The sequence below is a fragment of the Chthonobacter rhizosphaerae genome (genome assembly GCF_013839525.1).
Lineage (GTDB): Bacteria > Pseudomonadota > Alphaproteobacteria > Rhizobiales > Pleomorphomonadaceae > Chthonobacter > Chthonobacter rhizosphaerae.
Window position 1 is genome coordinate 1 of the sequence record NZ_JACDIS010000011.1, and the last position, 22,291, is coordinate 22,291.

Below are 22,291 nucleotides of genomic sequence, written 5' to 3' on the forward strand. Positions count from 1 at the left end.
ACTTCGGAACCGAAAGCGGCGTGCCAGGGGGTCATGATGGTCATCCTTCTGTGTCAGTGGGGTTGATGGTGGTTCAAGGTCCGGGTCGTTTCGGCCGGTCGTTTCGTCCGCCGATGGATGGACAATGCCGACGTCCCGACCCGGCTTCCGTGACCGAGGTCACACGGGCGAGCGGCCGGGGGCGACGGCGCTCCGGATCGTCCCGATGCCGCACCCGGCGCGCAGGCGTGACCGCGGCCTTGACGGATGCCGTTCGACACCCGATCTGAGGCCTGTCCGAAGGTCCGGGCCCCTCTGGCGGCTGCCGTCGCAAGCACCGTCATGTCGGACCGCTTCCCATCCCTTGCGACGGCCGAGGGCGGTTCTGCCGTCCGGCGGCCTGGTGCGGAGCCTTCCGATGATCCAGGACTTCCTCGTCTCGCTTTTTCTCTTCCTCGTGGTCGACCCGGCGCTCGCCGACATCCGGAGCGCCATGGAGGACGCGCAGGTGCCCGCCGCCGTGGTGGGCCAGGTGACCGAGTGCGTGCGGGCGGCCGGCCCGGAGCTGGCGGAGCGCGCCCTCGCCGATCCGGTCTGGGGCTTCACGACCGCGGTCTCGGTGGCGATCGGCATGACCGACGCCCAGACGGCCATCGGCGATGTGGCGCCGGGCTGCGCGACGGCGATCGACTCCGCCCTGGCGGCCGCCGGCGCGGTCTGACCGACCTCCCGAAGGACCGGGTTCGCCGATCCGACCCATTGACGGCGTCAATGGGTGGCGATTTTGCGCGCCGTGCCGGACCTCAGCCGGTTCCGGGACCGGCGATGGCCTGGCGGGCCGCCTCCAGCGACTGGACGATGTGCTCGCCGAGCCTGGCCGCGGCGGGCGACGGCGTCGGCGCGGCGTGGCGGAGGACGATCTCGGTCGGCGGCAGCTCCGGCAGGCCGAAGGCCGCTCCGATCCGGCGGAAGCTGGGCGGCACCATTTCGCGCGGCAGGACCGTGATGCCGAGGCCGGCCTCCACGGCCGCCTGGAGACCGGCGAGGCTGGGGCTCGTGAAGGCGATCCGCCAGCCGAGGCCGGCCGCGTCGAGGGCCGCGATGGCGCGCCGGCGGTAGACGTCCGGCTGCGGCGCGAGCACCAGGGGCAGCGGGCCGCCGGCCGGTTCGGCGAGGCGCGGCGAGGCCACCCATTCCAGGATCTCCTCCCAGACGTGCAGGCCCTCGGCGCGGCCCTGCGGCTCGCGCTTGAACAGGATCAAGTCGTAGGCGCCCTTGGCGAAGCCGTCGAGCAGGTGGACGGTGAAGTCGCAGTTCACCTCCAGCGCCACCTTGGGATGGGCGCGGGCGAAGCGGGCGAGCACGTCCGGCAGGTGGACGGTGGCGAAGTCCTCCGGCGTGCCGAGCCGCACCGTGCCGGCCACCTCCTCCGCCCTCAGGCGCTCCCGCGCCTCGTCGCCGAGGCGGAGCATGCGCCGGGCGTAGTCGGCGAGGAGTTCGCCTTCGACCGTCAGGTGGACCGTCCGGCCCTCCCGGCTGAACAGCGCCTTGCCGAGGCCGCGCTCCAGGCGGCGGATCTGGAGGCTGACGCTCGACTGGGTGAGGCCGACCCGGCCGGCGGCGCGGGTGAAGCTGCCGGTGTCGATGATGGCCACGAAGGTGCGCAGAACCTCAAGGTCGAACGGGGGCGGCGGAGCCATGACGGGATCTCATCCATTGACGCCGTCAATGTGCCCCATTGGAGCCTGCGGCTCAATGGCGGTCGGCGGCGATCCCATATGGACCGTGGCGGCGGCAACGGCCGCCGGTCATTTCACGGAGGATCACCGATGGGATTGTTCGACCGCTTCAAATCCGACCAGGGCCAGAAGATGACGCCGCACCTCGCCTTCGCGACCTGCCTCATCTACGTGATGGGCGCTGACGGCGAGATGGACAACGAGGAGATCGGCCATCTCCTGAGCGTGCTCGGCGGCGCCAAGGAGGGCGGCAGCATCGGCGTCGGGGCCAACAACCGCGCGCTGCTCGACCAGGCGGTCCGGATCGCCCGCACGAAGCCGATCGACCATTTCCTCGCCGACGTGACGCCGCTCCTCAGCGACGCCCAGCGCATGTCGATCCTCCTCAACCTCGTGGACAGCGCCATGTCGGACGGCGAGGCGGAGCCGGAGGAGCAGCAGCTGATCGGCCGGATCCAGCATGCGTTCGGCATCCCGGACGAGCGGTTCGCGCCCTTCTTCGACGTGCTGATGGCCAAGAACGACCGGTCCATCTTCGTGGACGAGAGCCACCCGCACAACGCGCCGAACTACCGGGTGGAGCTGGCGACCGGCGTGCGCAGCTGACGCGCCCCCGCGCGGGCGGCCGCCGGACCGACCGGCCGGCCGGCCCCGCGGGAGGGGATGCGGATGTCGTGCGGTGCCAAAGTTTGTCTCTGGACCCCCGAAACAGGCCGATTCTGGAGCCGAAGTTTGGCTCCGTTGCGCAAGAAGATTGACTCTGCCGGGGGTGTTTAGCGGAGAAGCCTGACTCTTCGAATTCCGGGGGTTGTAGGCGAAATCTAAGCTTCAGATCCGCTCCTATAGGACTGAGAGTAGCGGCAGGGTGGCAGGCGGGCTTTCCGCCCGAGCGTACGCCAAATGCCTGTATGACGACGACACTCCCGCTCTCCGCCGGATTCAAAGCCTAGTGGACTGTCCGGACTTCGGGATCCTCATCAAGCGCAAGGGCGTCACACAGCCACAAAGCCTCCGTCGACCATCATCTCCGCTCCACCGATGAAGCTGCTTTCGTCGGATCCCAGGAACAAGACCGCCCTTGCCACTTCATCGGCCTCGGCCAGCCTGCCGAACGGGATTGCTCCCTTCATCCACTCCTCCGCTTCGTCGTTGTCCCGCAGATAGGTTGCCATCGCCGGGGTCAAGACCATGCCCGGCGAAACCACGTTCACCCGAATGCCTCTGCCTTTCAGGTCGGCTGTCCAGGTGCGCGCGAAGGACCGGATCGCGGCCTTCGTGGCGCTGTAGACGGAAAGGCTGGGGAAACCCTTGCTCCCTGCACCCGATCCCGCCAACACGATGGAACCGCCGATCGACATCAGCGGCAGGGCCTTCTGCACGGTGTAGACAGTGCCCTTGACGTTGATGGCGAACACGCGGTCGAAATGATCGTCCTCGATGCCGCCGATGGGCGCCGACTCGGACACCCCCGCGTTGGCGTATACGACGTCCACGCGACCGTGATCTTCCCCGATCCGGGCATACAGGCGGTCGAGATCTCCGGGGTTGCTTACGTCGCCCTGGACACCCACGACGCCATTGCCAATGTCCGTGACCGCGTCCTCAAGGCGCGCTCCATTGCGGCCGGTGATGTATACGCGGGCCCCTTCCGCCGCAAAGGCCCTGGCCGTTGCGAGGCCGATGCCATCCGTCCCGCCCGTGATCACCACGACCTTGCCGTCGAACCGCTTTGCCATCATCCCTATCCTGACAAGTGGAGAGTTGCTCCACTTCCTATATGGAGATATCCTCCACTTCGCAAGTCCGTTTCTGGGGCAGCTATCTTGAAGGACGACGCAACCTTGCGAGCCGACGCGCAGCGGAACCGGGAACGCATCCTCGCAGCGGCGGAGGAGGTGTTTCTCGAACGCGGCGCGAACGTCGTTCTGGATGAGGTTGCGAAGCGCGCCGGCGTGGGCGTTGCGACGCTCTATCGTCGGTTCCCGACCCGGGAGGACCTTCTCGCGGCGGCCTACAGCGCCCGGTTCGAGACGTTCGCGGAGACCAGCCGACGTCGGGATGCAGAGCTCGATCCCGTCAGCGCCCTGCGGCTCTATCTTGAGGAGCTGGTGCAACACACCAACGTCTACCGCGGCCTGGCCGCCTCTCTTGGGACGGTCCTTCAGGTCGGGACGCCCGGATGTGCCGCGACCTCCAAGGAAGGTCTGCGCCTCCTGGAGCGGGCTCAAAGGGCAGGCGTTGTTCGGTTGGACGTCACCTTCGACGATTTGGTCTGCGTAGCGACTGCGATCTCGCTCGCTACCGGGCAGCACACGTCGTCAAAGGTCCGTATCTCCCACCTGGTGGACATGTTCACCGAAGGCATGGTTGTTCGGTAGGCGTTCGGAACGCGATGACCGGACCGGATCAGATTCCGGACTGCGCCGTCAGTCCCTTGGAATCCTACGAAGCCGTGGACGCAACGGACGTGCGTCGAACTTACGATCGCCAGCCTGCATGACTCGCAGCGTCGCGTCCTGCCCTCGGGATCCTTACCTCGTATACCGATGCCGGAGGCAGGCTCCAGACGGTCCTGCCGATGCAAGTCATCTCCAGGGACAGCCGCCTGACCACCTCTCCCCGGATGGGCGGGACATGGCCGTAGGTGGACTGGCAGACCGCCCCGGCTGGACGACCGGGTTGATCCTGCCTCAGAACGGCACGGGCCCCGTGCAGGATTCGCATCTGCGAGGCCGCGGGGCCCGATGACCGGATATCGGGTCGCAGCGGCGCTTCCCCTTCCAGGGCCGAATGTGAGGGGCGCGGGATTGAAGGCGTTCGAAGACAGGCTCGACGCCGTCGTATGCGCATGGGTCGGCATCGAGGCCCTCGGGGGCAGGGCGGTTCCTTATGGGGGACGAAACTTCCGCGATCTGGATACCGCAATAGCCCCGCACACGGTCGAAAAGGAGTGAATGGCCGCAGGGGCTGGAGACAGCCGCGGCTATTGCAACTCAGGCGCGTAGCATTGCAGAGTCAGACTTCTCGCCCATCGGAGTCAAACAACCGGGGGTCCAGAGTCAAACTTCGGCACTGCACGACAACAGGAGCTGTGCCTGAAAGCTGAGTTCCTTCCTGCCATTTTCCCGGTTTTCCGGGTTTCTTGCCTGTTTTCATGAAAGCTGAGTTTATGCCGTGTAATAGCACTTTCACCCGCAAGACCCGGAATACTGAAAGCACCTAAGGTACGGCGTTTTGGCACCCCTCGAATTTTGCTGCTTGTGAATCAGCGCTTTGTTCGACGGTAGGGCATGCCGCGCGACCAACGAAGTTTGCGGCTGATGCCACGTGAATTGACGCCAAGTTGCCAAGCGCTGTCGATCCGCAGGCGGGGCAAGGAATGATCACGCACCCCGGTGCTCCTCGGCTCGAAGCGTTGATCGTGTCCGCGCCGTGTTATCCATTTCCGTCCCGACTACGACTGGCTAGGTCACGCCCAGCCGACCCGCTACCTCGTCAGCGCCAGCAACTCCTGCATCAACGGCTCCAGCTCGCTCCTTCGGTAGAAAGCAAGCTTGGGCGGTCCCCGCCAGACGGGCTCCACGTGTCGGCTGCGCAACAGGTCCAAAGCCTTTCCCACGCGGAGACTGGCTCCTCCGCAAGCTCTAGCAAGCGAGACGTGATCCCGTACGAAGTTCGCGACGTTGCGCCTCGCGATTCTACGGTGCCCGCCCTCCGTCCTTTCGACGGCGAACGGGACGTCCTCTGCGTCGAGCATTTTGAGTAGCTGGCTTTTGCTGACGCCAAGCGCGGCTGCGGCGTCCGCGAGCGGGACCCAGCCGTCTTCGGAGGCCACCGCATGGCAGCGCGGCTTGCGCGTCCTCGGCACTGACGGGCGGTCCGAAGCACCAAGAGATGCCAGCGCCTCACGCAGGTCCGCGGACCTGAACCAAGTCCCATCTGGCCTCGCGCCGGTCACCGTCGGCTTAACGCCGGAGGCATTCAGGCGGGCAAGGATCTGCTTGCGAGGAAGCTTGTACTCCGCCACCGCCTGCGCAAGGCTACGATGGGACCGGGCGAAGGTCTCGACGTCGATCCGCGCATAGGTTCCTCTCGCTCCACGTCCGCCCTTGCGTGCGAAGAGCGGATCGGGGCCCGAACAACGCCGTTCGACCCAACTGTCACTCACCCCCAGGAGGGCGGCCGCATCGACGGCGGAGATGAAATCCGCGGATGCTTCCCCCTGCGCCAGCCGTCTCACCTCGGCGCGCCTGACCAACAACCCGCGAAGCCCGAGGTCGACGATCCGGCCGACGACGGGCACGGCGCCTTCCGCGACCATCCGTATGACGTCGCCGATCCATGCAAGATGCGTGGCGTTTACAAGGCCGACGCAACCGTCCGGGCAGGACTCCATCACGACCGCCGATCCGGCGAGCTCCGCGAGCCACTCTTCGGCGGCAGCGCGCGAGTAGCGTGCGTGGCCGGCGTCGGAGATCCGCAGGCCGTCGAGCAGGCCGGAGGCCAGCAATTCGTCGAATGTCTTCCGGCTGATCCGGAAGAACTCGGCAAGGCGGACCCCGTCGATGGCGTCCTCGTTCAGCCGACGCAGATCCGCCATTTCCTCGACCGGGATTCGGCCTTGTTTCAGGTCCTGCAACAGGTCGGTTCGGGATCGGTTCACGAGACGGTGGACGGCTGCTGCGTTGACGCCGAGTTCGGCCGCCGCGACCATCACGCCCAGGAACTTGAACCCCGCGGGGCCCCGACCGAGAAGCTTCGTCGACGGCGTGGCCGGGATAGTATCGACGTAGTGCCTCTCGATAACCGCGATGAGCGGCTCCACGGCCGATTCCCGCCCATAGCGTTCGACGTGGCCCTCGGCCCAATCGAGCAGCCGCCTGTAACCGGTACTGTTCTTGTTGCCATTCCTTCTCGCCAGCAGGCGATCCAGCAAGCGCCGAATCCCGTCCGGACCGCCCGCCGCGAAGATCATGCCGTTCCGACAGGCTTCCACTAATCCTGGAGCTTTGGGTCCCGTCGACCTGCCTGCCGCACGGGCGGCAAGGCCCAGTTGTTGGGCCATTACGCCTGCCGCGCCCAGCGTTACGGCATCAAGGAACGGGATCTTGACCCTGAAGCCGAGACCGAGTCGGTAGAGGCAGTAGCGCTCCCAATTCAGGTCGCTGTCCTTCAGCCGCTCGGGAACGTACTTCCGGAGGTCTTTGCCGCAGGTGCATCGGCAGATGTCCGTCGTTTCTCCAAGCGGCCGTCCGCACGCCCTCGTCGACGTGCACTTCAAGGGAGTCTTCTTCCTGACGCAGTCGTTGCTGCCGCTGATCAACGACGGCGGCCGGATCGTCAACCTGTCCACCGGGCTCACCCGCGTCTCGGCGCCGGGCTGGTCCGCTAACGCGGCGGCGAAGGGCGCGGTCGAGGTGCTCACGGTCTACATGGCCAAGGAACTTGGTGCCCGCGGCATCGCCGTCAATTGCGTCGCCCCCGGCGCGATCGAGACGGACTTTTTCGGCGGCGCGGTTCGGGACACGCCGGAATACAACCAGTTCTTCGCCGGGATGACCGCTCTCGGCCGCGTCGGCGTGCCGGACGATGTCGGTCCGATGATCGCAAGCCTGCTCTCCGAGGAGAACCGCTGGGTGAACGCCCAAAGGATCGAGGTCTCGGGCGGGCAGGGAATCTGACAATCTCGGAGGAGTCGACCGATGTCACTGGACCGCGAACAACCCGGAACAGTCGAGTCGATCTACCGCCTGGAGGCGGGCTTCGCCTTAGCAGCCGACCGATCCATCTACACGCCGGGCCGTTTTCAGGGCGAGCCCATCACGCTCCCCTGCAACGCCTACCTCATTCGGCGTGCGGGAGAATGGACCCTCTGGGACACCGGTATGCCGGACGAACTGGCGCTGGAACCGGAGGGGCGGATCATCGCCCATGGCCTTCGCGGGATCCTCCCGCGGACGCTCCGCTCGCAACTCCAGGAGATCGGAGTGGTGCCGGACGACATCGGCACGGTGATCCTCTCGCACGGACACTTCGACCACGTGGGCAACGCGGCGCTTTTCCGACATGCGACCTGGGTCCTCCAGAGCGCCGAGTTCGACGCCATGGTTGGTCCCGATGCGGCCCGCCATGGCTACCGCCCGGAGCTTTACGAGGGGCTGCGCGATGCGCGGCTGCTGCTCCTCGATGGCGATCGCGACCTTTTCAGCGACGGCTCCGTAAGCGTGATCGCGACGCCGGGCCACACGCCGGGGCACGCGTCACTGTTGGTGCGGACGCAGGGTGGCCGAGCGATCGTCCTGTCGGGGGATGTCGCTCATTCCTCATTCAACCTCGAGCACCGCTACGTCCCCACCATGAACGCGGATGCCGAGGCGTCGCGGCGGTCGATGGAGCGGATCGTCGATCTTGTGCGCGAGGAGGACGCAGAACTCTGGATCAACCATGATCCCGGTCACGCCACTGCCGTGCCCGCGGGACGCGCCATTTTCGGCTGGTAAAGACGGCGGTCCGGAGCGCCGGGCCACGGACCGCCGCACGCCTACCGTCTACCGCCAACCCCTTGCGGACGAGACGCCGAAGCGCATCTCGGAGGGCAGCTGGAAGATGAAATAGGGGTTGAGCAGAGGCAGGGCGCTGACCTCGCCGAGACGCCGTTCCTGTTCCTCCGTCAAAGCGATGTCGAGCGAGCGGATGTTCTGGGCAACCTGCTCGGCGCGGCTTGCCCCGATCAACACGGACGAAACCCCCTCGCGGGAAGCAACCCAGGCCAGCGCGACCTCAGCCATCGAGCGGCCGATCTCGCCCGCGATCGCTCGGAGCGTATCCACCACGTCGAAATTCCGCTCTGTGAACAGCATGCCGCCGAATGGGTTTTCGCCTTTCAGCCGTTCTGTGCTCCCGCTCGCCTCGCCCCCCGTCGGCCTCTCCTTGTCGGGAAGCTCTCCAGGGCGACTTGCCTCGCCCAGCATCTCGCGCCCGTACTTGCCCGTCAGCAGTCCGCCGCCGAGCGGGCTCCAGGGCACCATACCGAGTCCGAACTCGCGCCCGGCGGGCAGGACGTCGAGTTCGACGCCGCGGTCGAGGAGGGAGTACTGGTACTGAAGCCCGATCGGGACGGGAAGACCGTGGCCTTCGGCCATCGTCGCGATCTTGGCGACATACCAGCTCGGCGTGTTCGAGAAGCCGTAGTGCAGGATCTTGCCGGCGCTGACCGCATCGGTGAGCGTCCGCAACACCTCTTCGGCAGGGGTGACGCGATCCCAGACGTGTACCCAGTACATGTCGATGTAGTCGGTGCCGAGGCGGCGGAGCGATCCTTCCATCCCGGCCCGGATGGCCTTGGCACCGTTGCCGCCGCTGTGCGGGTTGCCGTCCTGGCTGCGCGCAAACCCGGCCTTTGTCGCGATCACGAGGCTATCGCGCAGCCCCGTCTCACGGACGAAGGTCCCGACCATCTCCTCGCTTCGTCCGCCCGCATAGATGTCGGCGGTGTCGACGAAGTTGCCTCCGGTCTCGACATAGGCGTCGAACACGGCGCGCGACTGTTCCAATCCCGATCCCCAACGCCCGGCGCCGAAGGTCATCCCACCGAGCGCAAGCGGGCTGACGAGAAGGCCCGAGCGGCCGAGCGAACGATAATCCGTCATTGTCATCGGAATGCTCCATGCGAGTTGGTCGATGCCGGAGATAGGAGTTTCTGTCGCCGACGATTATGGCTTGCCGCTCGCATGCGCTTGTGAGCAGCATGCATGAATGCAGCGGACTGAACTCAACGATCTGCTTGCCTTTGAGGCGATCGCCCGCGAGCGCAGCTTCACTCGGGCGGCCGCTCGGCTCGGAATGTCGGCATCGGCACTCAGTCATGCGATGCGCGGGCTAGAAGCGCGGCTGGGCGTGCGCCTTCTCGCGCGCACGACCCGCAGCGTTTCCCCGACGGAGGCCGGCGAGCGACTGCTGCGATCGCTGACCCCCGCCCTCGCCGAGATCGAAGAGGGTCTGAAGGGCCTCGCCGACTGGCGGGAGAAGCCGTCCGGCACGGTGCGCCTGACCACCTTTTCCTACGCCGCAGATACCGTGCTCCGGCGGAAGCTTCCGGCCTTTCTGCTCGCCCACCCGGACGTGAACGTGGAGATCGACGTCGATGACGCGCTGACGGAGATCGTCGACGCCGGCTTCGATGCAGGGATCCGATTCGGCGAGACCGTAGCGAAGGACATGATCGCGGTCAGGATCGGTCCCGACCTGCGCACCGTCGTCGTCGGCACGCCTGAGTACTTCGAGCGCCACCCTAAGCCCGAAACCCCGGACGATCTCCGTCGTCACGTCTGCATCAACTACCGCCTTCAGACGAGCGGCGGTCTACTCCCTTGGGAGTTCACAGTCGGGGGACGTGACGTCAACGTGCGCCCCGGTGGCCAGTTCATCACCAACAACGGCCCCCTCGTGGCTGCCGCAGTGCGCGCCGGCGCGGGGCTCGGCTACATGATCGAGCATGACGTCGCCGAGGACGTCGCTGCGGGGCGCCTTGTCCAGGTCCTGGCGGAGTACTGTCCGATGTTTCCAGGTCTCCGGCTCTACCATTCAAGCCGGCGGCAGGTGCCGCCGGCGTTGCGCGCCCTTATCGACGCCCTGCGAGAAACCGCAGCGTGATGCACCCGCAGGGCCGCGCATCGTCATGGCGTCTAGCGGTCTGGTAATCGGTTGGTCGCCGTCGAGCGGTGAAGCAGGGCGACCAATCCGATCGCGGCTACCGCGGCAGCCGCCCAGTAGGGCGCGCTGAGACTCATCGGCCACAGGGCAGCCGGAACGAGCGGACCGAGCATCCTGGCCAGCGACTGCTGCGCCTGGTTCGCTCCCTGGACGCGGCCGATCAGGGAAAGGAGAATGTTGGGTCTGCGGCCCCAACGGTCGCTCGCGGCAGAGGTTTGGCGCGGCCAGGAAGGCGCACAAGGCGTAGGCGGATACGATTAGGCCGACATGGAGAACAACCCTGTCCGGGGCCGCGTAGGCTCCGACGAGAAAGGGCAGGACCGGAATGATCAACGTCATACCGACGACGTTGAGGAAGAGAATCGCGCCGATCACGGCGATCGGCCGGGGGGTCGTCTGTCGGTCAATGCCGGATGCGTTTGGTCGTGAACATCGGTCAACTCCGGGTTCGGATCACCCGGAGCGTTCGTCGATCGACGATACCTACGGACGACCCAGCGGCGCGGCGCGCCAGGATCGTCGAGGGTTCGACAGGCTCGCCACAGCCGCGGCCAACCAGGAACAGAGCCTCCGAGACCGGAGGGGCGTGGGCCTACCTACAACCACGCCTGCATTTTTCGACTGCGAGGCAAGCAGCCGAGAACTCGGTTTCGTTCAAGCCCGGGCGGACCGAGGAGGCTAATCGCCAACGCCTCCGCGTCGCCCATCCGGGGTGGCCTAGCCTTCGACGTAGGCCGCCAATTCGTCCGGAGTCCCGTTGGGGAACGCCTCCTTGAGGTGATCGAGAAAGGCGGAAACCCGTGCGCTCAGCAGGCGACGCGACGGGTAGAGTGTCCAAAGGGCGATCTCCGGAGCGTCGACCTCGCCCCAGCTTGCCAGCGCGCCGGAAGCAAGGTCGTGGCTGACGAGCGATATCGGAAGGCGTGCGGCCCCGACGCCGGCCCGCACTGCGTCCCGGACCATGACGAGCGAGGAGAGATGCAGTACCGGTTCGACCCCGATAGGCAACCGTCCGTCTGCTGACCTGACCTCCCAATCCGAGGCCGGACCACCCGTCCCGCGGACCACCGCTGGAACCCTGGTCTTCTCGTCCGGTCGCCGGATGGAAGGGTGCGCGACGACCACCAGTCGATCCCGCAGGAACACCCGTCCGACGAGGCTCTCGTCCGGATCGGGATTGACGCGGATGGCGAGGTCGTAGCCCTCCTCGATCATGTCGACAGCCCGATCCTCGGTCGTCACCTCAAGGCGAACCTCAGGAAGCTTCAGCGCGAACCCGGCCGCCAATCTGCCCATTGCCGTCTGCGAGAACAGCAGCGGCGCGCTGATGCGCAGCGGCCCGCGCGGACGGGCGCCGCCTGCCGCGATCGCCGCTGCCGTTTCATCCAGTTCGGTCAGGAGCGCACCTGTGCGCGCGGAGAGTATCCGGCCTTCTTCCGTGAGCTTCAGGGTCCGTGACCCGCGCTCGAACAACCGCAGTCCCAAGGCCGCCTCCAACTCGGCAACGCGCCGGGAGAGGGTCGCCTTCGGCCGTCCTGCCGCGCGCGCGGCGCGGCCGAAGCCGCCATGCCGCGCCACCAGATTGAAATCCGCAAGCGCGAGGAGGTCCATTGGTTCGTTCCATCGGTGAGACGCTCCGTCCAAATATAGCGTCTATCGGGCTGAATGTGGATCACCGATCTTCAGGGTGTCTTCTGACCACCCAACGGAGTGATCCTCATGACCATCCTCGTCACCGGCGCCACGGGTACCGTCGGCCGCACCGTCGTCGAACACCTCGTGAAACGCGGCGCCAACGTTCGGGCGCTCGTCCGAAACCCGGCGAAGGCCGATCTCCCCGCCGGGGTCGTCGTCACGAAGGGCGACCTCATCGACGTCGATGCGCTCCGGAGCGCGCTCTCGGGCGTCTCCACGCTCTTCCTGCTGAACGCCGTCGTGCCTGACGAATTCACGCAGGCGCTGCTGACGCTCAATCTCGCTCGGGAGGCCGGGATCGAGCGGGTCGTCTACCTCTCTGTCATTCACGCCGACGTCTACGTGAACGTGCCTCACTTCGCAGGCAAGTTCGGGGTCGAGCCCATGATCGAGGCCATGGGCTTCGGCGCGACGATCCTGCGGCCTGCCTATTTCATGCGGAACGACCTGATGATCCGAGACGCCGTGAGGAACTACGGCGTCTACCCCATGCCCGTGGGCGGCAAGGGCCTGGCGATGATCGACACCCGCGACATCGCGGAGATCGCAGCCCTCGAACTGATCCGGCGGGAGCGGTCGGCGGCTGCGCTTCCGCTGGACCGGATCAACCTCGTCGGCCCCGACGTCCTCACGGGTCCTTCAGTCGCCGGGATCTGGAGCGAGGTCCTCGGCCGCCTCGTCGCCTACCCCGGCGAGGACCCGGCTGCCTTCGAACAGACCCTCCGCGGGTTCATGCCGCCCTGGATGGCCTACGACATGCGCCTCATGGGCGAGCGCTTCGTCACCGACGGCATGCTGCCGGAACCCGGCGACGTCGCCCGCCTCACCGCCCTCCTCGGTCGCCCGCTGCGCGGCTACCGCGACTTCGTCGCCGAGATCGCGGCCTGACCGCCGCGACGCCCACCAACCCTCCATCGAGAACAGGAGCTGCGACCATGATCTACTCCACGGCAACCATCCCCGTGAATCCGACGGGCGAACCCCGACTGACGCGCGCCCAGGTCTGGGCCGGCCTCGAACTCAAGGCACGCGACGCCCGTCTCTTTCTTCCGCCAGGTCTCTGCACCCGCTGCGACGTGGTGGAGGAAAGCGCCACCCACTTCGTCCGCGAGGCCACCATCGGCGGCGCCGACATCCGCGAGATCATCACCCTGGAGCCCGAACGGAAGGTCACCTTCTTCCAGGCGACCGGACCGCGCGAGGGAGCGATCGTCAACGAACTCTATGAGGACGCGACCGGAGCCCTGCAACTCCGCTTCTACTGCTACCTCGGCCTCCGGGACGGGCAGCCGAACGGCCCCGAGGAGCAGGCCGAGCAAGCACTGTTCGACAGCGACAAGGGCTATCGGGCGGCTCTCCTCTCCACACTGAAGCGCACCCGCGACCTGGTGGCCGAAGGCCGCCTCTGAACCCGCCATCCGAGAAGTCGAACAGGGGCGGCGTCCCGCAGCCCCGTTCCACGATGCAAGGACCAGGACCATGTCATCTTCGATCTCGAACACCCGGGCCGCGACGGCGCCGAAAATTCTCGTCCTCGGCGCCACGGGACCCACAGGCCGCCTGATCGTCGCCGACGCAGTGTCTCGCGGTTGGGACGTCGTGGCGTTCGTCCGCTCGCCCGAGAAGGCGCGCGGGATGGACGGTGCGACTCTCGCCATCGGCGACGCCCGCGACGAAGCGGCCGTGCGCGTGGCGCTCCAGGGACGGGACGCCGTCGTGAGCGCGCTCGGCACGCCGGCGAGCCCGTTGCGGGAGGTCACGCTTCTCTCGACGGCGACTCGGGCGATCGTGAACGCCATGAAGGCCGAAAGGGTCTCCCGGCTCGTTGCCATCACCGGCATCGGCGCGGGCGATAGCGTCGGCCACGGCGGGTTTCTCTTCGACCGCCTGATCTTCCCGCTGCTTCTGCGCAAAGTCTACGCGGATAAGAACCGCCAGGAGGAGGTCATTCGCCACAGCGGGCTCGACTGGACGCTCGTGCGCCCCGCCATCCTCAACGACAAACCCGGGCGCGGCGCTGTTCGGGCCTTGACGGATCTCTCCGGCTTCCATGGCGGGACCGTCTCGCGGGCGGACGTTGCGCGCTTCGTCGTCGATCAGGTGAGCGAGGCCGACTGGCTCCGCAAATCTCCGCTGATCACCTGGTGAGCGATCGGACGCTCGGCGGCGCGACCGACGGACCTCCCGTCTCGGTTGCACACCGGTCGGCGGCCGCCAATCTGCATCGATCATCAGGAGCACGACATGACGACCTTAAACGGAATCCGGATCGACAGCGGGCTCGGGGACGTCTGCCGCCGCGACAGGATGGCCCTGGTTGTCTACGACATGCAGGTGGGCATTGTCTCGCAACTGGCGAACGGAGCCGCGATCGTCGAGCGCATAGGCCAAGTACTCGAGGCCGCCCGATCCGGCGGCTTCCGCGTCGTCTTTCTCCGCCACATGTCGATGCCGACGAAGCTGATGGGCGCGTTTCAGATGCGGCAGGCGATGGCGTGGCAGCGGACGACGGATCCCGAAGGGGTCCGTCCCTGGTTCCTGAGGGACTCGCCGGGATTCGCGATCGTGCCCGAGCTTGCTCCCCGCGAGGACGAGGCCGTGCTCGACAAGCTCACCTTCTCCGCTGTCGAGGGAACGCCCCTGGCTTTCGTGCTGCGTGATTGCGGGCTTGTGTCCTTCGCGATCTGCGGCGCGGTCATGGAGGTCGGGATCGAACCGACGGTGCGGCATGGAGCCGACCTCGGCCTGATTCCTGTCGTAGTCGAGGATGCCTGCGCCGGGGGGCACGCCGAGGCGGCCGCGCGCTCGGTTGCGAACATCAGGTTCATGGGGGACGCCATCGTGGCGGGTTCAGTGGAAATGATTTCCGCGATGGAGGGGCGGTCGCCCTAGTGTCGTGGGGTACGTGCCGGGATAGACAGGGAGAACAGGCCTAGCTGCGCGGAAGCTGGTCCGGACTGGACGGCGCGGTGGTGGCCGACTACTTCGCCATGCTGGCCGACGAGATCGCTGGGCACCCGCTTAACAAGCGCGCGCACAATCGTGGTCTCCGGGCCGTGACGGGCAGATCGGCCGGATCGATCGAGTTCAAGCACCAGAACATCAGTGCGGTCCTGGCGGAACTCGGGCTGCCTTGGCTTCGGGGCTACAAGCCGCGCTACAATTATCAGGACGCGTTGATAGTCGAGGTCGAGCAGCACTTGACCCGAGTCCCGGTGGAGATCGATAGCCCGTCGGAATATGCTCCGGTCGCCGCACCCACGGCGGACGTCTTCGTGCCGCCCCCCGAACGACGCCCGAGTCGCCCCAATAGAGTCCTTGACCGCCTTGTGCGGAAGCTCGATCCCGGTGAACGCGATCAACGGAACCGGGCGCTCGGCCGTGCCGGCGAGGAGTTCGTGCTCGAGGTGGTACAACGCCGCCTGTTCGACGCCGACAGAGCGGATCTCATGCGCAAGGTATGCTGGGTCGCGGACCTGGACGGTGATGGGGCGGGATACGACGTCAGGTTCTTCGATCCGGAAACCGGTCGCGAGACCCTGATCGAGGTCAAGACCACGCGCGGCGATCGCACCACGCCCTTCTATCTCACCCGGAACGAGGAGGCGCTCTCCCGAGAACAGCCCGACGCTTGGAGGATCTATCGGGTGTTCGAGTTCGGACACGCGCCGAAGGTCTTCAGCTTCATGCCCGCACTCGACGAGCGGGTGAAGCTTTCACCCGCAACGTGGGTGGCGTCGTTCTAGGCGTTAGATCGCCTCCATACTCTCGGCATTCTCGGGCGCCGGAACGCCGAGGACGGGCGGGCAATCCGGGACGATAAACAAGAGCACGCGCAGCAATTCGAAGGGGGCATGGCCAGCTAACTTTGGAGACCTCGAAGCAAACCGAACCGTCATGTCGCATCGCTGCCGGGTGGCTTAGGATGGGCGACCTGCTCAGTCATGACCAGTCCCCGGTCTGTAGCGTGGTGGGAGCAAAGGCGTCAAAAGCGCCGCGCAGGGGCATTGCGGCGGGCCGTCGAATCGTCCGTTTGACATCAACGGTCCAGATCCGCTCGGCGCCTTCGGGTGCATCGCTGGTCCGCTCCCAGGAGATCTGGACGAGGCCCTGCACGTGCACGAGGTCGCCGTTCTCGAAATCCAGGAAGAGCAGCCCCGCGCGGGGATCCTCGAGCAGATTGCCGAGCGTGTCGAAGTAGCGGTTGCCTCGGAAGTCGGGAATTTCGAGCCGGCCGTCCGTGATCCGCGCGAAGCCGGGACGGCCGCCCCGGTGGGAGATGTCCAGCCCTCCGGCATCTCGGTCCGGTAACGCCGACCGGCTCGCCACGAAGAACGTGTCGGCCTCGCCGATCAGCGCCGCTGCCGCGGGGTCGAGGCCCGTTGTAGAGACAGCATCGGCTGTCGCGGTCGGGCCCGGCGATAGCCGCCGGGTCTGGATGTACTTCGCGCAGTTTCCGAAGCTCTGCCGAACGGCGACGGTGAATCCGTCACCATCGGCGTCCGTCACGGTGCCGTTGGCCCTGTTGCGGCGGCGCGTCTCGAACTCGAGGCCGAGCAGCCCCACCGGGGTGCCCGGCCGCAGCAGTCCGTGTGCCGGGTCCCCGGGCGACGGCATCGCAGCGACGCGCAGCGTCCGCTCGTCCGGGCTCGTCACGAAGCCGGGAGCGCCGGTCAGGACGGTGGCAATGGGATGTCCATCGGTGTCGGGGAGGCAGGCGAACAGGGCGGGTAGCAGCGCGAAGAACTGCCGGTGCTGGTCGGGCATGAAGTCGCGGATGGCGGCTCCGCCGGAGCCACCTCCCGCGAGCGCCTGGGCCATCAACTCACCGGGGTGGAAGGGCGAGGCATTCATGGCTCACGCAAGCTCCGGGACGGGGGAAGCCGGCATCGGCTCGAACCAGGGCTCCACCGCGACCCGCCCCAGCCAGCGCCTCACGTTCGGATAGGGCTCGAGGGAGATGCCGCCTTCGGGCGCGTGGGCGACGTATGTGTGCATCGCGACGTCGGCGATCGTCAGGTGGTCGGCCGCAAGGTACTCACGTCCGTCGAGGTGACCGTCCATGAAGGTCAGTAATCGCCTGGCGTTCGCTGTCGCCGCCGCCTCGTCGATCGGCGCGCCGAACACCTTCGAGACGCGCGCCAGAGCGGGGCCGTAGCGCAACTCGCCGGCCGACAGCGACAGCCAGCGCTGCACGTTGGCCGCCCCGAGCGGATCGTTCGGCAGCCAACGGGATCGAGGAGCGCGGGTGTTCACGAGCCACACGAGGATGGCGTTGCTGTCGGCGAGCACGACGTCGCCGTCGCGCATCACCGGCACTTGGCCGAGCGGGTTCATGGCGAGGTATTCGGGCGACCGGCGCATCGACGGGTCCGCTTCGACGAAGCGGAAAGACAGGCCGAGGGCCCGCAGCATCAGACGAACGCGGTGAGAGTGTCCGGACAGGGTAACGCCGTAGAGAGTGATGTCCTGGGAGGCCATTAAAAGCTCCTCGCTGGTCGGGCCCCCGTTGTCGCACTTGCGCCTTGCGGACGAAACGGGCGACAAGGCGAAGACAGAATTCCACTTTGCGGAATGATGATGGATCGCCTCGACGAACTTGACGTGCTTGTCGCGATCGTGGACACCGGCAGTCTGGCGGGCGCTGCCCGTCGCCTGAAGCGGTCGCCGCCGGCCGTGACCCGGATGCTCGCCGGCCTGGAGGCGCGGCTCGGGATCCGGCTCGTGGAACGCACGACGCGCCGCCTTGCCCCGACCGACGCCGGCCTGGTCCTCGTCGAGCAGGCGCGCCGCATCCTAGCCGACTACGACGGGGCCGTATCCATCGCCGCCGATGCACCCCTGCGCGGGACGTTGCGGATCACCGCGCCCGTCGTGTTCGGTCGACGCCACGTCACGCCCGTCGTGCTGTCCTTCCTCGCCGCGCATCCGGGGATCGACGTCGACCTGATGCTGCACGACCGCAACCTCGATCTGATCGAGGAGCGGCTGCACGCGGCGGTCCGCATCGGCCTGCTGGAGTCGACGGGTCTCGTCGTCCGCAAGGTCGGCGTCGTCCGGCGGGTGCTCGTCGCCGCGCCCGAGTATCTGGAGTCTCACGGCGTTCCGGCCCACCCGACCGACCTCGCCTCCCACCAGATCGTGATGTCCGGGGCCGTTTCGTTCAGCGCCGATTGGAGCTTCGGGGATGGCCCCCGTACGGTCGGCGTGCGGGTCTCGCCCCGTATACGCTTCAACGAGGTGGAGGCAGCGCTCCAGGCCGCCCGTGCAGGCTTCGGCATCACGCGCGCGCTATCGTATCAGGTCCGCGACGACGTCGCCGCCGGCCGGCTCGTCCGCATTCTGGCCGCGCACGAGCCGGCTCCCTTGCCGGTCCACATCGTGCTGCCCAGCGGCCGCGTCCTGGCGTCCAAGGTTCGGGCGTTCGTGGACCACGCGGTCGAGAGCTTCGGCCGGCTCGGCGCCCTGCACGAGTGACGAAAGTTGCGGGGCGTCTTCGAAGGGCTCGCGTCGCTCGGCTGCCGGATGCGCTAGGCATTGGCGACGTCCCTGTCGGCGAAGTGACGGCTGACGGTCACCAAGCCCGGCGAAGGTTCCTGTACGTTGAAGTTGGGCGCTCCCGGGTTCGCCGAAGGAATGCAGGCCAGGCTCGTCAGGGACTCGAGGTCGTCGGCAAGCGGTCGTGTCCCATCGGGTGGCGTAACTTAACGGCAGCGAAGCCGCCCGCACGCGCGCCTTCTGTTGCGCCGTAGCGGGCGGGCGGCTTCGAGGGGATGGTCATCGGCGGATCGTCGGCAACGTCGGGTTTGCGACGACGCAACCTCATCGAGGACCCACCGATGACCGACGGTTGATCGACGGCGCCGCGCCGGCGAATTCTAATGTTCTGGACCCTTGGGCCGCGGTGCTCCGCGTGCGGGGGTGCCACGATGAGAGAGCTGACGATGACCGCGCCCAAAGATCCCGTGTCGTCCGACCTTGCTCGCAGCCCCCAGGTCGCTGTGTCGGGATCTTCCGGCGGAAAACCCATCGCGACCGCAATCCCCATCCGGGTCGAAGGGTGCACTGATTTCGTCGCCGCCGGCGAGCTAAGGGAGTATCTCGCGGCAAGGGGAATGCATATGCCGTTCTTGCAGGCGATGGCCTGCGTGCAGATGGCGCGGGCAGCCTGGGAGGCGCGGGAGGCGCGGGAGGCGCCCGAAAGCTATCCCGCGAACGTGTCCGGTGAGCAAGCCGGTAACCGCGCGACCGGGCATCGGGATAGCTAGCGCCCTGCGCGGGACCCCACTTCATCCTGGGCAGCACCCGGTGTGTCCCGGCGCCGGTATGCAGTTTTCGAACTGCCGCCAGCGGTCGAAAGGCGGCTCGAAACCTCTCGCCGATTGCGAGACTGGTTCAAAACGTGCGCCCTCGAAGACGTACTGCGTCGGAGCCGTTAGCAGGCTGAGCGGCTCATAGAGAAGAAAAATACGGATACAGAGTGCTTTCCGAATTCGGAGGGCTGGGCACTGAAGTGCTTTCGCAGGTGAGTGACTCTCCTTTCATGGGGAGTAACTCAGCTTTCAGGCACAGGAGCCTCAGACGTCCAGGTTGCTGACGCTGAGGGCGTTCAGCTGGATGAACTCGCGGCGGGGCTCCACCTCGTCGCCCATGAGGCGGTCGAAGATGTCGTCGGCTTCCACGGCCTCGGACACCTTCACCTGGAGGAGCGAGCGCACGTTCGGGTCGAGGGTGGTCTCCCAGAGCTGTTCGGCGTTCATCTCGCCGAGACCCTTGTAGCGCTGAAGCGCGATGCCCTTGCGGCCGACGGCGAAGACGGCGTCGAGGAGCGCGCGGGGACCGCGGACGGGCAGTTCGCCGTCCTTGCGGCGCAGATGCGCGGCCTTGCCGTAGACCTCCTGGAGGTGGGTGGTGTGCCCGTCGAGCTTGCGGGCGTCGGCGGAGGAGAGGAGCGCCGGGTCGATGGTGGTGGTCTCGGTGACGCCGCGCACCGTGCGGCGGAACACCAGGGTCCCGTCCTCGTTGGCCTCGCCGGTCCAGCCCTTCTCGAACTCGTCGGCGAGGATGTCGAGCCGCCGCGCCACGTAGGCGGCGGCGTCGCGGGCCTTCTCCGGATTGGTGAGGATCTCGGCGTTGAGCGCGCCGGCGATGGCCGCCTGCTCGACCACCGACCGGTCGTAGCGGTGGTGGAGGCCGTCGAGGACGGAGCGGATCTGGCGGGCGCGATCCACGATGGCGCGAAGATCCTGGCCGGCGCGCTCCTCGCCGCTGGCGAGCCGCAGCACCGCCTCGTCGAGCCCTTGCGCGATCAGGTAGTCCTCGAGCGCCCGCTCGTCCTTCAGATACTGTTCCGACTTGCCCTTGGTGACCTTGTAGAGCGGCGGCTGGGCGATGAACACGTGGCCGCGCTCGATCAGGTCCGGCATCTGGCGGAAGAAGAAGGTGAGGAGGAGCGTGCGGATGTGGGCGCCGTCCACGTCCGCGTCCGTCATGATGATGATCTTGTGGTAGCGCAGCTTGCCGGCGTCGAACTCGTCCGGCCCGATGCCGGTGCCGAGCGCCGTGATCAGGGTGCCGATCTCGTTCGACGACAGCATCTTGTCGAAGCGGGCGCGCTCCACGTTGAGGATCTTGCCGCGAAGCGGCAGCACCGCCTGGAATTCGCGGTTGCGGCCCTGCTTGGCGGAGCCGCCGGCGGAATCGCCCTCCACCAGGAAGAGCTCGGACTTGGCCGGGTCGCGCTCCTGGCAGTCGGCGAGCTTGCCGGGCAGCGAGGCGATGTCGAGCGCGCCCTTGCGGCGGGTGAGCTCGCGCGCCTTGCGGGCGGCCTCGCGGGCGGCGGCGGCCTCGACCACCTTGCCGACCACGATGCGGGCCTCCGGCTGGTGCTCCTCGAACCAGGTGGAGAAGGCCTCGTTGAGGGCGCTCTCGACCACCGGGCGGACTTCGGACGAGACGAGCTTGTCCTTGGTCTGGCTGGAGAACTTCGGGTCCGGCACCTTCACCGAAAGGACGCAGGTCAGCCCCTCCCGGCAGTCGTCGCCGGTGATGGACACCTTCTCCTTCTTGGTGATGCCGCTCTGCTCCGCGTAGGACGTGACCTGGCGGGTGAGCGCCGCCCGGAAGCCGGCCAGATGGGTGCCGCCGTCCCGCTGCGGGATGTTGTTGGTGAAGCAGAGCACGGTCTCGTGGTAGCTGTCGTTCCACCAGAGCGCCACCTCGACGGTGATGCCGTCCTTCTCGGTGGCGACCGTCAGCGGCCGGGCGATGAGCGGCTTCTTGGACCGGTCCAGGTAGCGCACGAAGGCTTCCAGGCCGCCCTCGTAGAAGAGCTCCTCCGACTTCGGCTCCACGCCGCGGGCGTCGGTCAGGATGATGCGCACGCCCGAGTTCAGGAAGGCGAGCTCGCGCAGGCGCCGCTCCAGGGTGGCGTAGTCGAACTCGACGACGCCCTTGAAGGTCTCCTGGCTCGGCAGGAAGGTGACCTCAGTGCCGGTGCGCCCGCCGCTCTCGCCGACGACAGCGAGCGGGGCATCGGCGACGCCGTGGGTGAAGGTGATCTGGTGCTCGTTGCCGGCGCGCCAGATGCGCAGCTTCAGGAAGACCGACAGGGCGTTCACCACCGAGACGCCCACGCCGTGCAGGCCGCCGGACACCTTGTAGGAGTTCTGGTCGAACTTACCGCCCGCGTGCAGCTGGGTCATGATGACCTCGGCCGCCGACACGCCCTCGCCCTTGTGGATGTCGGTCGGGATGCCGCGGCCGTTGTCCGACACGGTGCAGGACCCGTCCGCGTTGAGGGTGACGCGCACCTCGTTGGCCCAGCCGGCGAGCGCCTCGTCGATGGCGTTGTCGACCACCTCGTAGACCATGTGGTGGAGGCCGGAGCCGTCGTCCGTGTCGCCGATGTACATGCCGGGGCGCTTGCGCACGGCGTCGAGGCCCTTGAGGACCTTGATCGACTCGGCGCCGTACTCCTCGGCGGTGACGCGGGCGGGTTCGGACATCGCGATTCTCACGCTTTCTTACGAGATGGAGCGACCCTCGTCTTACCGGGGTCCGACGGCCGGTTCAACACGGCCGAATTTTCCGCAGAATCCCTTGTAAATCAGGCCCTTTGGAGGCGTCCGGACCGGTCTCGGGGCGGTTATCCGCAAGAAGGTGGC

20 protein-coding genes and 1 pseudogene are annotated in these 22,291 nt (G+C 67.0%); 13 read left to right on the top strand and 8 right to left on the bottom strand.

Going from position 1 to position 22,291, the window contains the following annotated elements:
• Positions 1 to 397: 397 nt before the first annotated feature.
• Positions 398 to 700, top strand: a complete 303-nt coding sequence (locus tag HND91_RS17520) for a hypothetical protein (RefSeq protein ID WP_181707905.1) — start codon at positions 398 to 400, stop codon at positions 698 to 700.
• An 82-nt stretch (positions 701 to 782) separates the two neighbouring features.
• Here the strand turns inward: HND91_RS17520 and HND91_RS17525 are convergent, their stop codons facing one another.
• Positions 783 to 1,679, bottom strand: coding sequence for a LysR substrate-binding domain-containing protein (locus HND91_RS17525; RefSeq protein WP_181707906.1), 897 nt, complete (start codon positions 1,677 to 1,679; stop codon positions 783 to 785).
• A gap of 129 nt (positions 1,680 to 1,808) precedes the next feature.
• Here HND91_RS17525 and HND91_RS17530 point away from each other — a divergent pair, with 129 nt between their 5' ends.
• On the top strand, positions 1,809 to 2,324 hold the full coding sequence (locus HND91_RS17530) for a tellurite resistance TerB family protein (RefSeq protein WP_181707907.1): 516 nt from the start codon (positions 1,809 to 1,811) through the stop codon (positions 2,322 to 2,324).
• A 386-nt stretch (positions 2,325 to 2,710) separates the two neighbouring features.
• On the opposite strand, the gene HND91_RS17535 is transcribed toward HND91_RS17530, so the two are convergent.
• Complete coding sequence (locus tag HND91_RS17535; protein WP_181707908.1) at positions 2,711 to 3,454, bottom strand: SDR family NAD(P)-dependent oxidoreductase; 744 nt, start codon at positions 3,452 to 3,454, stop codon at positions 2,711 to 2,713.
• A gap of 87 nt (positions 3,455 to 3,541) precedes the next feature.
• Between HND91_RS17535 and HND91_RS17540 the strand changes: the two genes are divergently transcribed.
• A complete protein-coding gene (locus HND91_RS17540) occupies positions 3,542 to 4,096 on the top strand; it encodes a TetR/AcrR family transcriptional regulator (RefSeq protein WP_210272775.1) in 555 nt (184 codons plus the stop codon).
• 1,109 nt (positions 4,097 to 5,205) lie between these two features.
• On the opposite strand, the gene HND91_RS17550 is transcribed toward HND91_RS17540, so the two are convergent.
• Positions 5,206 to 6,693, bottom strand: coding sequence for a MerR family transcriptional regulator (locus HND91_RS17550; RefSeq protein ID WP_181707909.1), 1,488 nt, complete (start codon positions 6,691 to 6,693; stop codon positions 5,206 to 5,208).
• 286 nt (positions 6,694 to 6,979) lie between these two features.
• Here HND91_RS17550 and HND91_RS17555 point away from each other — a divergent pair.
• Both HND91_RS17555 and HND91_RS17560 read left to right on the top strand, forming a co-directional pair.
• Positions 6,980 to 7,399, top strand: a pseudogene (locus HND91_RS17555) (SDR family oxidoreductase); the annotation flags it as partial.
• A 21-nt stretch (positions 7,400 to 7,420) separates the two neighbouring features.
• A complete protein-coding gene (locus HND91_RS17560) occupies positions 7,421 to 8,218 on the top strand; it encodes an N-acyl homoserine lactonase family protein (RefSeq protein ID WP_181707910.1) in 798 nt (265 codons plus the stop codon).
• Between the two features lie 48 nt (positions 8,219 to 8,266).
• On the opposite strand, the gene HND91_RS17565 is transcribed toward HND91_RS17560, so the two are convergent.
• A complete protein-coding gene (locus HND91_RS17565) occupies positions 8,267 to 9,373 on the bottom strand; it encodes an aldo/keto reductase (protein WP_181707911.1) in 1,107 nt (368 codons plus the stop codon).
• 100 nt (positions 9,374 to 9,473) lie between these two features.
• Here HND91_RS17565 and HND91_RS17570 point away from each other — a divergent pair, with 100 nt between their 5' ends.
• Complete coding sequence (locus tag HND91_RS17570) at positions 9,474 to 10,370, top strand: LysR family transcriptional regulator (protein ID WP_181707912.1); 897 nt, start codon at positions 9,474 to 9,476, stop codon at positions 10,368 to 10,370.
• Positions 10,371 to 11,147: 777 nt separating this feature from the next.
• Here the strand turns inward: HND91_RS17570 and HND91_RS17575 are convergent.
• Entirely contained in the window at positions 11,148 to 12,041 is an 894-nt protein-coding gene (locus HND91_RS17575) for a LysR family transcriptional regulator (protein WP_181707913.1), read from the bottom strand.
• Between the two features lie 108 nt (positions 12,042 to 12,149).
• Here HND91_RS17575 and HND91_RS17580 point away from each other — a divergent pair, with 108 nt between their 5' ends.
• The 5 genes from HND91_RS17580 (at position 12,150) to HND91_RS17600 (ending at position 15,871) form a co-directional block, all read left to right on the top strand.
• A complete protein-coding gene (locus tag HND91_RS17580) occupies positions 12,150 to 13,013 on the top strand; it encodes an NmrA/HSCARG family protein (protein WP_181707914.1) in 864 nt (287 codons plus the stop codon).
• A gap of 47 nt (positions 13,014 to 13,060) precedes the next feature.
• Complete coding sequence (locus tag HND91_RS17585) at positions 13,061 to 13,534, top strand: SRPBCC family protein (RefSeq protein WP_181707915.1); 474 nt, start codon at positions 13,061 to 13,063, stop codon at positions 13,532 to 13,534.
• A 70-nt stretch (positions 13,535 to 13,604) separates the two neighbouring features.
• Positions 13,605 to 14,273 carry an NAD(P)-dependent oxidoreductase gene (locus HND91_RS17590; RefSeq protein WP_181707916.1) on the top strand — a complete coding sequence of 223 codons (669 nt, stop codon included), beginning with the start codon at positions 13,605 to 13,607 and terminating at the stop codon, positions 14,271 to 14,273.
• Positions 14,274 to 14,369: 96 nt separating this feature from the next.
• Complete coding sequence (locus tag HND91_RS17595; RefSeq protein WP_181707917.1) at positions 14,370 to 15,017, top strand: cysteine hydrolase family protein; 648 nt, start codon at positions 14,370 to 14,372, stop codon at positions 15,015 to 15,017.
• Between the two features lie 80 nt (positions 15,018 to 15,097).
• The gene (locus HND91_RS17600) at positions 15,098 to 15,871 is read left to right on the top strand and encodes a protein NO VEIN domain-containing protein (RefSeq protein WP_210272776.1); all 774 of its coding nucleotides are present in this window, start codon (positions 15,098 to 15,100) and stop codon (positions 15,869 to 15,871) included.
• A 196-nt stretch (positions 15,872 to 16,067) separates the two neighbouring features.
• Here the strand turns inward: HND91_RS17600 and HND91_RS17605 are convergent, their stop codons facing one another.
• Both HND91_RS17605 and HND91_RS17610 read right to left on the bottom strand, forming a co-directional pair.
• Positions 16,068 to 16,979: a pyridoxamine 5'-phosphate oxidase family protein gene (locus tag HND91_RS17605; protein WP_181707918.1), complete on the bottom strand. Its 912-nt coding sequence runs from the start codon at positions 16,977 to 16,979 to the stop codon at positions 16,068 to 16,070.
• Between the two features lie 3 nt (positions 16,980 to 16,982).
• Positions 16,983 to 17,606, bottom strand: coding sequence for a glutathione S-transferase family protein (locus HND91_RS17610; protein WP_181707919.1), 624 nt, complete (start codon positions 17,604 to 17,606; stop codon positions 16,983 to 16,985).
• A gap of 93 nt (positions 17,607 to 17,699) precedes the next feature.
• Here HND91_RS17610 and HND91_RS17615 point away from each other — a divergent pair, with 93 nt between their 5' ends.
• Together HND91_RS17615 and HND91_RS17620 are read left to right on the top strand one after the other, a co-directional pair.
• Entirely contained in the window at positions 17,700 to 18,602 is a 903-nt protein-coding gene (locus tag HND91_RS17615; protein ID WP_246329561.1) for a LysR family transcriptional regulator, read from the top strand.
• Between the two features lie 467 nt (positions 18,603 to 19,069).
• Positions 19,070 to 19,393 (top strand): hypothetical protein, encoded by a 324-nt coding sequence (locus HND91_RS17620; protein WP_181707920.1) that lies wholly within the window; start codon positions 19,070 to 19,072, stop codon positions 19,391 to 19,393.
• 309 nt (positions 19,394 to 19,702) lie between these two features.
• Here the strand turns inward: HND91_RS17620 and gyrB are convergent, their stop codons facing one another.
• Positions 19,703 to 22,132 carry a DNA topoisomerase (ATP-hydrolyzing) subunit B gene (gene gyrB, locus HND91_RS17625; protein ID WP_181707921.1) on the bottom strand — a complete coding sequence of 810 codons (2,430 nt, stop codon included), beginning with the start codon at positions 22,130 to 22,132 and terminating at the stop codon, positions 19,703 to 19,705.
• Positions 22,133 to 22,291 lie beyond the last annotated feature (159 nt).